Annotated in this window: 13 protein-coding genes and 4 tRNA genes; 14 read left to right on the top strand and 3 right to left on the bottom strand. The window is 64.4% G+C overall.

The annotated features are described in order from the left end of the window. Positions 1–1,298: 4Fe-4S dicluster domain-containing protein (locus ACZO3G_RS13720; RefSeq protein ID WP_486847342.1), on the bottom strand; the 1,298-nt coding region annotated here is incomplete at its 3' end. Positions 1,299–1,360: 62 nt separating this feature from the next. Between ACZO3G_RS13720 and ACZO3G_RS13715 the strand changes: the two genes are divergently transcribed. Next, positions 1,361–1,933 carry an adaptor protein MecA gene (locus ACZO3G_RS13715; protein WP_101549449.1) on the top strand — a complete coding sequence of 191 codons (573 nt, stop codon included), beginning with the start codon at positions 1,361–1,363 and terminating at the stop codon, positions 1,931–1,933. Between the two features lie 4 nt (positions 1,934–1,937). Here the strand turns inward: ACZO3G_RS13715 and rpe are convergent, their stop codons facing one another. After that, entirely contained in the window at positions 1,938–2,600 is a 663-nt protein-coding gene (rpe, locus tag ACZO3G_RS13710; RefSeq protein ID WP_101549451.1) for a ribulose-phosphate 3-epimerase, read from the bottom strand. A 267-nt stretch (positions 2,601–2,867) separates the two neighbouring features. Here rpe and ACZO3G_RS13705 point away from each other — a divergent pair. The 6 genes from ACZO3G_RS13705 (at position 2,868) to ACZO3G_RS13680 (ending at position 4,502) form a co-directional block, all read left to right on the top strand. Then, a tRNA-Gly gene (locus ACZO3G_RS13705) sits at positions 2,868–2,941 on the top strand. 30 nt (positions 2,942–2,971) lie between these two features. Next, positions 2,972–3,048 (top strand) — tRNA-Arg (locus tag ACZO3G_RS13700). Positions 3,049–3,139: 91 nt separating this feature from the next. Continuing rightward, positions 3,140–3,216, top strand: a tRNA-His gene (locus ACZO3G_RS13695). A gap of 42 nt (positions 3,217–3,258) precedes the next feature. Continuing rightward, positions 3,259–3,333, top strand: a tRNA-Gln gene (locus ACZO3G_RS13690). Between the two features lie 103 nt (positions 3,334–3,436). Beyond that, positions 3,437–3,934 (top strand): GNAT family N-acetyltransferase, encoded by a 498-nt coding sequence (locus tag ACZO3G_RS13685; RefSeq protein WP_276873531.1) that lies wholly within the window; start codon positions 3,437–3,439, stop codon positions 3,932–3,934. A gap of 205 nt (positions 3,935–4,139) precedes the next feature. Next, on the top strand, positions 4,140–4,502 hold the full coding sequence (locus tag ACZO3G_RS13680; RefSeq protein ID WP_276873534.1) for a helix-turn-helix domain-containing protein: 363 nt from the start codon (positions 4,140–4,142) through the stop codon (positions 4,500–4,502). A 70-nt stretch (positions 4,503–4,572) separates the two neighbouring features. On the opposite strand, the gene ACZO3G_RS13675 is transcribed toward ACZO3G_RS13680, so the two are convergent. Next, positions 4,573–5,028 (bottom strand): metallopeptidase family protein, encoded by a 456-nt coding sequence (locus ACZO3G_RS13675; protein ID WP_256152960.1) that lies wholly within the window; start codon positions 5,026–5,028, stop codon positions 4,573–4,575. 153 nt (positions 5,029–5,181) lie between these two features. On the opposite strand from ACZO3G_RS13675, the gene ACZO3G_RS13670 reads away from it, so the two are divergent. From ACZO3G_RS13670 to ACZO3G_RS13640, 7 genes are all read left to right on the top strand, one after another. Further along, positions 5,182–6,147 carry a peptidylprolyl isomerase gene (locus ACZO3G_RS13670; protein ID WP_101549457.1) on the top strand — a complete coding sequence of 322 codons (966 nt, stop codon included), beginning with the start codon at positions 5,182–5,184 and terminating at the stop codon, positions 6,145–6,147. Between the two features lie 74 nt (positions 6,148–6,221). Next, a complete protein-coding gene (locus ACZO3G_RS13665; protein WP_276873539.1) occupies positions 6,222–7,580 on the top strand; it encodes an MATE family efflux transporter in 1,359 nt (452 codons plus the stop codon). Between the two features lie 149 nt (positions 7,581–7,729). After that, positions 7,730–8,326 carry a sigma-70 family RNA polymerase sigma factor gene (locus ACZO3G_RS13660; protein ID WP_172439163.1) on the top strand — a complete coding sequence of 199 codons (597 nt, stop codon included), beginning with the start codon at positions 7,730–7,732 and terminating at the stop codon, positions 8,324–8,326. A 141-nt stretch (positions 8,327–8,467) separates the two neighbouring features. Continuing rightward, on the top strand, positions 8,468–8,746 hold the full coding sequence (locus ACZO3G_RS13655; protein WP_101553177.1) for a zinc-ribbon domain containing protein: 279 nt from the start codon (positions 8,468–8,470) through the stop codon (positions 8,744–8,746). 155 nt (positions 8,747–8,901) lie between these two features. Beyond that, positions 8,902–9,111 carry a DUF1858 domain-containing protein gene (locus tag ACZO3G_RS13650; RefSeq protein WP_101549464.1) on the top strand — a complete coding sequence of 70 codons (210 nt, stop codon included), beginning with the start codon at positions 8,902–8,904 and terminating at the stop codon, positions 9,109–9,111. Beyond that, positions 9,111–9,803: a tRNA (adenine(22)-N(1))-methyltransferase gene (locus ACZO3G_RS13645; RefSeq protein WP_276873543.1), complete on the top strand. Its 693-nt coding sequence runs from the start codon at positions 9,111–9,113 to the stop codon at positions 9,801–9,803. The genes ACZO3G_RS13650 and ACZO3G_RS13645 overlap by 1 nt, the downstream gene beginning before the upstream one ends. Then, positions 9,800–10,567 carry a Nif3-like dinuclear metal center hexameric protein gene (locus ACZO3G_RS13640; protein ID WP_276873547.1) on the top strand — a complete coding sequence of 256 codons (768 nt, stop codon included), beginning with the start codon at positions 9,800–9,802 and terminating at the stop codon, positions 10,565–10,567. Before ACZO3G_RS13645 ends, ACZO3G_RS13640 begins: the two co-directional genes overlap by 4 nt. Positions 10,568–10,815 lie beyond the last annotated feature (248 nt).

Raw genomic sequence — 10,815 nt, 5'->3', positions numbered from 1 at the left:
TCCGCCGCAACCGCTATGAGAACCGCGTCGGCGGCACGGTGGTCCGCGAGCGCCTGCGCAAGGGCGCGGTCCGCCTCCCTGTCCGCGGCGGCGTGCGCGGCCGCGGCTTCGCCCCGGCGCTTTTCGTCGGCGCGGCGCGCGGCGGCAAGCGCCCTGCGGTGGTCGATTTGCGCGCGGTGGAGCGCGTAATCGGCCAGGTAGCTCTCATAGTCGGCGGCGTCCTTCTTGGCGAGCAGGGCGGCGTTCGTCCGGATCGAACCGGCCATCGGCTTAAAGCTGCGCGCGGCCTTCTGGACCGTCTCGGACAGGTCGAGCTTGGCGGGGCACATGTAGCTGCAGGTCCCGCAGCCGATGCACATCTGCGCGTCGAGGGTGCGGAAGGCGGCGTACCGTTTTTCCTGGACGGCGCGGTAGATAAAGAAGGGGTTGAGCCCCTTGGGACAGACGTGGACGCAGCGGGAGCAGCCGATGCAGCCGAACCCGAGGCTTTTGAAGTCCTGGCGGAAGGCGAGGACGGCGCGGGTGGAGGGGGTGACGAGGGTGTTCTCGGTGTCGATGACCGAGATGCCGGTCATCGAACCGCCCACGACGACGCGCGCGGGGTCCTCGATGAGCCCGCAGCGTTCGAGCACCTGCGCGATGGTCATGCCGAGGGAGACCTCGAGGTTGGTGGGGTTGCCGATGCAGTCGCCCGCGACGGTGACGAAGGTGGTGGTCTGCGGGCGGTTGAAGAGGACGGCGCGCGCGAGCTGGATGAGCGCGCCCACGCCGATGAGCAGGACGTCGTCGTCGGCCTCGAAGGCCTGCGACGCCTGGTATTCGGCCGGATAGCGTCCGCGGATGCGGCGGACGGAAAAGCCCTCGATCTTCCGCGGGATGCGGATGTCGAGGTCGGTCAGATTTTTATAGACGGCGAACTGCGCCTCCGCGGCGCCCGCCGCGCGCTGCGCGAGGCGCAGGCCGAGGGCGCTGTGCGCGGGGTTCTTGAGCAGGGGGCCGAGCTGGCTGGAGAGGTAGGGCTCGTCGTCGACCGCGTCGGCGATCAGCAGGCGGGGAGGCGTTTGCTGGCAGGCGGCCAGCTTGTCCGCGAGCGGCTGGCCGTCCCGCTCGTCGACGATATGCGCGTCGCGCGCGAGCGAAGCGATCTCCGCCGGCGTGAGGGAATCCGCGTCCCCGACGGGCGGGCGGTCCATCGTCACGCCGATGGTGTCGGCATTGACGAACTCACGCAGGTCCCGGGAGAGCGCGGGCTCTTTATGCTGCTGAAGCAGGATGCCTTTATAGAAAAAACCCGCCATAAGCAACCTCCGATAATCAAAAAATTGCGAAGAACATAAGATAGTGCGGGGGGGAATGTGCGATGGAGTATCAACAGCTCGGCCCGCGCCGCCTGCGGGTGGCGCTCACGCGCGAGGAGCTCGAGGAGCTGGGTCTCAGCTACGACGCGCTCGACTACCGCGACCTGCGTACCCGCTCGCTGCTGCTGACGCTGCTGGAGACGGCGCGTGGCGCGGTGGAGTTCGAGGCGGGCGGCCGCATCCTCGTGGAGGTGGCCCCCGCGGGGGAGGGCGGCTGCGAAATCTGCTTTTCGGGGCTGGGCCGGCGCCGCCCCCAGCGGTGGAAGGTGCGGCGTCATGTCGCCGCGCCCGTCGTCTACGCCTTTGACGACGTCGACGCCCTGATCGAAGGGTCGGTCAAACTGTTCCGGCGCTGCTCCCACCGGATCCTGCGCAGCGCCCTCTACCGCATGGGGAGGGGCTGGCGGCTGGTGGTGCATCCGCTCGACGAGGCGGGCGGGGTGACCCTCTCGCTGCTCGACGAATTCGCGCCGCGCTGCGGGGAGGGGGAGCTGGCCGAGGCGTGGCTCGGAGAGCACGCCGAACAGGTGCTGGACGACAAGGCGGTCGACCTGATCTGCGCCTATTTCGGCTGAGGGGTCAGAGCGCGCCCTCGGCGGCGGCGCGCAGCCCCGCGACCGCGGCGGCGTAGTCGGGCTTCCCGAAGAGGGCGCTGCCCGCCACAAAGACGTTCGCGCCCGCGCGCACGACGGCGGGGACGGTGCGTTCGTCGATGCCGCCGTCCACCTCGATGTCCATCGGGACGCCCAGCCGGCCGCATTCGCGGCGGACGGCCTCGATCTTGGGGCACATGTCTGCCATGAACTTCTGTCCGCCGAACCCGGGCTCCACCGTCATCACCAGCACCATGTCGAGCTGGGAAAGATAGGGGAAGAGGGCTTCGGCGGGGGTCCGGGGCTTGATGGTCATGCCGCATTTTTTCCCCTTCGCCCTGATGGCGTCGATGACGGCCTGCGGATCGCTTTCGCTTTCGACGTGGAAGGTGACGATATCCGCGCCCATGTCGCAGAACTGCGGCGCATAGGTGAGCGGGTCGCTGATCATCAGGTGCACGTCGAGCGGCAGGGCGGTCTTTTTGCGCAGGGAGGCGACCACCGGCAGTCCGATGGAGATGTTGGGGACAAAATGACCGTCCATCACGTCGACGTGTACCATTTCGACGCCGGCGCGCTGCATGGCGGACACCTCGGCCTCGAGGTTGGCAAAATCACAGGCGAGGATGGATGGGGAAATTTTGAACATGGCTGCCTCCGTAAAGTGATCTCCCGCAAATGCGGGGCAAAAGGCGCTTTGGGCCTTGAATGTGCACGAATATTATATCGTAATGTGCCGTGGATTGCAAGAAAATAGGGTCAACGGTCGCAGAATTCACAGGGCGTTCACCATTTGGCCATCTCGGGGCGGGAGGGGGCCGCCCGCGCGGCCGGGAAATAAAGGCGCGCGCGGGCACGGAAATCTATTGACAAGGGATGGCAAATTTGCTAAAATTAAATGCGTCGCTTAAAGCCTGCGGGTGTAGTTCAATGGTAGAATGTCAGCCTTCCAAGCTGAAAACGTGGGTTCGATTCCCATCACCCGCTCCATAACCCCCGCGCCTGAGGGCGGCCGATTGTGCGCCAGTAGCTCATCCGGATAGAGCAACTGCCTTCTAAGCAGTAGGTTGGGGGTTCGAGTCCCTCCTGGCGCGCCATTTTCACTTTGCGCCAGGCCTCCTTGAACGCGGGGCGTTCTCGCCGGGCCGAGACAAACGCGCCGTCCCTGAAAACGGGACACGCCATATGGTGGGTATAGCTCAGTTGGTTAGAGCGCCAGATTGTGGCTCTGGAGGCCGTGAGTTCGAATCTCATTACCCACCCCATCAAATTCCCCGGCCGCGTAGCGGGCGGGGAATTTCTCAAATTGGGCCGTCGTCAAGCGGTAAGACACAGCACTTTGACTGCTGCATTCGCAGGTTCGAATCCTGCCGGCCCAGCCATACAAAAACCGACTTGTTTCGACAGGTCGGTTTTTGTATGGTCCGCGCCGCCCGGACGGAATCGTCCGTGGGGCGGAAATACGACGGAGAGGGCGTGCACGCCATGTGCGCTGATCAAATGTCCCTGCGGTTCGCGGTCCCGGAAGATTTGGACCGGATCTGCGAAGTGGAGGCGGCCTGCTTCCCGGCGGGCGAGGCGGCCCCGCGGGAGGTCCTCGCCGAACGGCTGAAGGCCTACGCCGGGTCCTGCTGGCTGCTGGAGGACGGGGAGGTCCTGGCGGCCTTGATCAACGGGATGCCCACGGACGAAAAGGACCTGCTGGACGGCATGTACGGGTCGACCGGCTACTACCGGGAGAATGGCCGGTGGATGATGATTTTCGGCGTGGATACGGCGCCCGCGTACCGGAGGCGGGGCTGTGCGGCCCGGCTCATGAAGCGGGTGATCGCGGACGCGAAGGCCGGGGGCAGGGCGGGCGTCGTGCTGACCTGCAAGGAGCGTCTGATCCCCTATTACGAGCGGTTCGGGTTCCGGAACGAGGGCCTGTCCGCGTCGACGCACGGCGGGGAAACCTGGTACCAGATGCGGCTGACCTTTTAGAGGGCCTGCTTAGAAGCCCCCCCGCGGACGGGGAAAAGGGGAACAGCTATGTAAAATTTCATCCGCCGGAGACGGTTCGCTCCACCGCGGAAACGCCGGTGGGACCGTGGTTTCGAGGGAGATAAGCAATATAATTCTAGAAATAGAATGGTTTCCATAATCAGGTAATAACTCCTATAATTTCAGTGGAAGGAGTTGATTGCCGATGACCGTACAGGAACTTGGCCGGAGCGTCAGATTCCGCAGGCAGCAGATGGGCGTTTCACAGGAGAGCTTTGCGGCGAAAGCGGGAATCAGCCTGCGGAAGCTCAGCGACATCGAGTGCGGCAACGGGAACCCGACCTTCGACACGATGGACAGCATCGCCGCCGCGTTCGGCATCCAGATCGAGGAACTGATCTGCGCCGACGTCGAGGTGGACCTGCTGCCCCGGAACGACCTCTCCCGCCTCCAGCCGATGCTGGACCGCCTGCCGGAGGCGCAGCAGGAGCTTTTCTTCTCCGCCGCAGAGGGCGTTCTCATCCAGTGGACCGAGCGGAGCAGGGCGGGACATGGCGCCGCCCTATAATAAATGGGGCTTTGATACGGGATATGGAAGAGGGGAGCGGCGTGCCGCTCCCCTTTTTAAATGACCGGGATCATTTGCGCGGGCGGCGGCGGAAGAGCCGCCCCTCCCGGCGGCCCGCTTCCAGCGCGGCGCGCCGGGCCCGCTCCGGGTCCTCCCGCGCGGCGTGCCGCCGGAGGTAATCGCCAAACTGCGCCTCGTCCTCCCGGTCGAGCGCGTCCTCGCCCGCGAGGGCCTCGATGTGGTGGCGGAACTCGTGGCGGACGGTCTTGCGCAGCTCCCGGCGCAGCTGCAACGGCCCCAGACGGCCGAACAGGCGTGCGAAGGAGCCGTAGTAGAGGACGATGCTCCGCCCGAGCGGTCCCTCGCAGTACTCGCCGAGGATATAGAGGTCGTCCTCCCGCGCCGCGGGGTCGCGTTTGGCCTCCTCCAGAAGGCAGACGCCCCCGTTGAGCTCCTCAAAAAAGGCTTCGGGCAGTTCGTCCAGGAGCTCCCCGAGCATCTCCCGCATCTCGTCGATCGATATCATAGAAATCCCCTTTGCACGGCGTTTGTGGGAACAGGATAGCGCGGATCGGCCGAAAAGTCAACCGCGGATGAAAATTCACAAACCGTTCCTTGTGAAAGCGGCGCGCGTGTGGTATACTACTAGCCTAACGATCAAAACAAAGGAGCCAAACACATGAAAAAAATCCTGACGATATTCCTGACCCTCGCGGTCATGCTCACCGCCGCCGCGTGCGGCGCCAAGGAGGAGGGCACGGAGAGTTCCCCGGCGCCGTCTTCCGCCGCTGAGGAAAGCTCCTCCGAGGCCTCGCTGCCCGAGCCGGGCCCCGTCCCGACCGAGGTGGGCGGGGAGGGCCTCGCGCTGATGGAGCAGATGACCGCCGCGCTCGAGGGCACGGGCGATTACGCGGACAATCCCACCGCCTCGATCGAGACGAGCGAGGGGACGATCCGGGTGCGCCTCTTCCCGAAGGAGGCCCCCAAGGCGGTGGAGAATTTCCTCACCCATGCGAGGGAGGGCTACTATGACGGCCTCACCTTCCACCGGGTGATCAACGACTTCATGCTCCAGGGCGGCGACCCGAACGGCGACGGCACCGGCGGCGAGAGCATCTGGGGCGGGCCGTTCGAGGACGAGTTCTCGCCGGTGCTGCGCAATTTCCGCGGCGCGCTTTCGATGGCGAATTCGGGCGCGAACACCAACGGCAGCCAGTTCTTCATCGTGCAGCGCAAGGACGCGCTCTCGGGGATGGGCCTGTCTGACTACCTGCTGAACCTCTATATGAACGACCAGGTCTCGGCCGCGCAGCGGGAGATCTCCGAAATGGCGGCGGGCGGCAAGTCGCAGGAGGAGGTCAACGCGCGGATCGACGAGCTCAACGGCGAGCTTGACGGCAAATATGCGGCGGGAGTCCCGCAGGATTACGCGGACCAGAAGCTCCCGGCGCTCAAAAAATATGAGGAGGTGGGCGGCACGCCCCACCTCGACGATGTGCACACGGTGTTCGGCTATGTGATCGAGGGCATGGACGTCGTCGACAAGATCGCCGCGCTCGACACGGGGGAGACCGACCAGGCGGGCAATCCGGCCGGCAAAACGAGCAAGCCGGTGACCATCGTCAAGGTCACCGTGGAGGAATAGGCCCCCGGACAGGGAGGCCGGGCGGGCCGCGGGCCCGCCCGTTTTTTGTGGTTTGAGGACAGAGAGGGAATGGAATGAAACTGTTTGTAAACGACCGCGGCTTCTATAAGTCGCTGATGCTGATCGCGGTGCCCATCGCGCTGCAAAACCTGATCACCGTGGCCGTCTCGATGATGGATACGCTGATGATCGGGCAGCTCGGCGAGGTGCAGCTGTCCGCGACGTCGATCGCCAACCAGCTGTGGTTCATGCTGATGGTCGTCTGCTTCGGCGTGGCGGGCGGCGCCAACGTGCTGATCGCCCAGTACTGGGGCAAGCGGGACGTGGAGGTCATCCGCCGGGTCGAGGCGATCACCTATAAGATCGGGATGGCGGCGGCGGTCGTCTTCTCCTGCGTGGCGCTCTTTTTCCCGCGCCAGTTCATGGGCATCTTCACGACCGAGGAGGCCGTCATCGATTTCGGCGTGCAGTATCTGCGCATCCTCGGGTGGTCCTATCCGTTCTATACGGCGGCGAACCTCACGATCATGATGCTGCGCTCGGTGGGGACGGTGAACATCTCGATCGCCGTCTACCTTGCCTCGCTCGTGGTCAACACGTCGCTCAACTATGTGCTGATCTTCGGCAAGTTCGGCGCGCCGAGGCTGGAGGTGCGCGGCGGCGCGATCGCCACCGTCTGCGCCCGTCTCGTCGAGTTCGGCATCGCGGCGGGCTACCTCTTCCTGAAGGAGAAGAAGATCCGCTTCTCCCTGCGCGACCTGCTCCCGAGCAACCGCGACTTCTACAGGAAGTACTTCACCGTCTCGATCCCCGTCATCGGCAACGAGCTGATGTGGGGGATCGGCACCTCGATCACGGCGGTGGTCATCGGGCGCATGGGCACCAACTTCGTGGCCGCCAACTCGATCTACACGGTGATCAACCAGCTCGTGTCGGTGATGATTTTCGGCGTGGGCAACGCCGCCCTCACCGTCGTGGGCAACACGATCGGCGCGGGCGAGTACGAGAAGGCCAAGCAGCGCTCGGTCATGCTGCTGGCGCTGTCGGTCGTGCTGGGGCTCTTTTCGGCGGCGGTGACGCTGGCGCTCGGGCCGGTGGTCATCTCCTTCTACAACTTCTCCGAGGCGACGATCTCGATCGCCCGGGGGATCACCCGCGTGGGCGCGCTCATCGTCTTCTTCCAGTCGCTCGCGATCACCGGCATGGTGGGCATCCTGCGCGCGGGCGGGGACGCCAAGTTCGTGCTCATCTGCGAGACGGCGTTCCTGTGGGGGGTGGCGGTGCCGCTCGGCTTCGTGACGGGGCTCATCCTCGGCTGGCCCGCGCCCGCCGTCTTCCTCTGCCTCAAGTGCGACGAAATCCTCAAAACGGTGGTCTCGAGCTTCCGCATCCTCGGCTTCAAATGGCTGCGTGATTTGACGGTACGCGATTAGCCGCGCGAAATTTTGGGGAAAACGTCAAAAAACCGGGGGAGCAGGCGTGCTATTTTTGAAATAGCTTGACAAAACCGGACCCCGTGGCTATAATGAATAACGAATCAATTTGGTCACTGCGTTTTACACGCCGGGGAGAACGAGGTCTCATGAACGACACTGCAAAATCCACCTCTCTCTGCGACGCCAGCGACGAGGCCCTCGCCCTGCGGGCAAAGGGCGGCGACGACGAGGCGCTGGCCATCTTGATCAAGCGGTACGGATCGTTTGTCCACGCGCGCGCGCGTTCCTATTCCAGGGGCGGGCCGGACGCGGACGACCTCTACCAGGAGGGCATGATCGCGCTGCTCAAGGCGGTGCGCAACTACCGCGAGGACGCCCCCGGGCGCTTCAAAACGTTTGCCGCGGTGTGCGTGAACAACAAGCTCATCAGCACCGTGACGGCGCATATGCGCGACAAGAACGCGCCGATGCGCAGCTATCTTTCGCTGGGCGAGGACGTGCCGGAGGAGGCGCTCGCGTCTCCCGGAGACGACCCCGAACAGCTGCTGATCGCGAGCGAGGAAACAAACGCGCGCAACCGGCAGATAGCCACCCTTTTGTCCCCATTTGAACGGCAGGTTTTAAGATTGTACCTCAGCTCCTACTCTTACGACGAGATGTCCCGCGAACTCGGTTCATCCTCGAAAGCTGTTGACAACGCCTTGCAGAGAGTGCGGCGAAAGCTGCGGAGCGTTTTCCAGTGAAAACGCACGCGATCCATTTTGTGACAGTCCCGAGAGGGATTGCATAATAACTACCCTTTGGCGCCATTGGCAGAGCTTGGTTTTCAATCTCGGTCCACGCAGTTCCAGCGGGTAAATCAAATTTTAAGCGAGGTAACCAAAATGTACACTGACAAAACACTGACATGCAAAGAGTGCGGAGCCGAGTTCGTCTTCACAGCGGGAGAGCAGGAGTTCTACGCTGAGAGAGGCTTTGTCAACGAGCCCCAGCGCTGCAAGGCTTGCCGCGACGCCCGCAAGAACAATGCGCGCCCCCAGAGAGAGATGTTCACCGCCACCTGCGCTTCCTGCGGCGGCGAGGCGAAGGTTCCCTTCCAGCCCCGTGAGGACCGTCCGGTCTACTGCTCCGAGTGCTTTGCCAAGATGAAGGAGCAGCAGTAATCTGTTTGCATCTTCCGGCCGCCGTTTTATAACGGCGGCCGTTTTCATGCCCTGAAAAGTTGGATTTTCCCCTGTTCGCGGCGCAAAAAAGGTGTTATAATAGCCGCAAGGAACCCGCGGCCAAAAATCGGATTCCCAAAACGGAGGTTTGTAAAATGATCTATACGAAGGATACGCTGATCGGCGAGGCGCTGGACAACGACATGTCCCTCGCGAAATATTTCCTTGAGATGGGGATGCACTGCCTGGGCTGCCCCTCCTCGCGCGGGGAGACGATCGCGGAGGCATGCATGGTGCACGGGGTCGACTGCGACGCGCTGCTCCGCAAGCTCAACGCCACCGACGCCAAGAACGTGCTGGCCTGATGGAACGCCTGCCCAAGCTGGACGCGCGGCTCCTGACCATCGCCTCGATGGTGCGGGAGGGGGCGCGTTGCGCGGATATCGGTTGCGACCACGGATATCTGGTCGCCTGGCTTGCCGCGCAGAAAAAGATTTCCGCGGGCTGCGCCTGCGACATCAACCGGAAGCCGCTGGAAAAGGCGGCTTTCACTTTGTCCGAATACGGCGTCGCCGACCGGGTGAAACTGATTCTGTGCGCGGGGCTCGACGGGCTTCCGGCGGGCGGGGCGGACGACATCGTGATTGCGGGGATGGGGGGCGACCTCATCTGGGAAATCATCGGCAAAGCCCCCTGGACCCGCGACCCGGCGCTGCGCTTCGTGCTCCAGCCGATGACCAAATCCGAGCGGCTGCGCCGCAGCCTCGCGGAGAACGGCTTTGATATCCTGCGGGAGGAGGCGGTGGTGTCGGGAAACTTCCCCTACGCGGTCATGCAGGCCGCCTATACCGGCCGGGCGCGGACGCTCACGCCCGCCGAGGTGTACTGCGGAACGCTGCTCGACGACCCGTCGCCCGCCGCGCGGCGGTACCTTGCCAAGACGGCGCGGCTGATCCGCGAGCGGGTGGAGGGGCTGGGACGCGCCGCCAGCCCCGGGGCGGAATACGAGGAACTGCGGGCGCTCTTAAAAGAACTGGAAAGCAGGTGCACGGCATGAACGTAAAGGACGTCTATAACGCCATCGACGCGGCGGCCCCCTTTTCGCTCGCGATGGATTTTGACAACCCCGGGCTGCTCGTCGGGGACCCGGACGAGCAGGTGAAGGGCGCGCTCGTCGCGCTCGACGTGACCGACAATGTAATCGACGAGGCCGTCTCGCGCGGCGCGAACCTCATCGTGACCCATCATCCGGTGATCTTCCACCCCATGAAGCGGGTCACCGCCGACACCCTCGTCTGGCGGCTTGTCCGGGCGGGGCTGTCGGTCGTCAGCGCCCACACCAACCTCGACATCGCCAGGGGCGGCGTCAACGACATCCTCGCCGCGCGGCTCGAGCTTGCGGACACCGCGCCGCTTGAGGAGACCTGCCCCGGCGAGGGCATCGGCCGCGTGGGGACCCTCGCGCGCGGCATGACCCCGCCGGAATTCGCCTACTACGTCAAGCGGATGCTCGACCTCCAGGCGGTGCGCTACTGCGACGGCGGCCGCGCGATCGAGCGGGTGGCGGTATGCGGCGGCTCGGGCGGAAACATGCTTGAGGCGGCCGCCGCCGCGGGCTGTCAGGCGTATGTCACCGGAGACGTCAAGCACGACGTGATGCTCGACGCGGTCCACCGCGGAATCACTCTGCTCGACGCGGGGCATTTCGGCACCGAAACGATCGTTCTAGACTACCTCGCGGGCCTCGTCCGCGCCGCCGTCGGGGAGGGTGTGCCCGTCGTGATCGCGCGCACGAACGTCGACGTGACGACCACGATTTAGATTTTCGCTCATCGAGCGGCGGAGCTTGTCGGTGGCCGGCCGACAGCGACCCCTTAGGCTTTTCCTCCCAGCGGGCGGGAGAGCATTTGTTCGCGCCCCTTCGGGGCGCTTCAGATGTGCCGCCTTCGGCGGCGGAGTTGCCGGGTTCCGCCCCGGGGTGGTTTTAGATATTCCGCCCGGGGGTCGGAGGGCCTGTCGGTAGTCGACCGACAGCGAGTTCCTTTCTTGCTTGCCCAAGAAAGGAACCA

The organism is Anaerotruncus sp., assembly GCF_057433415.1.
This window is presented reverse-complemented; position numbering and strand designations above follow the sequence as displayed.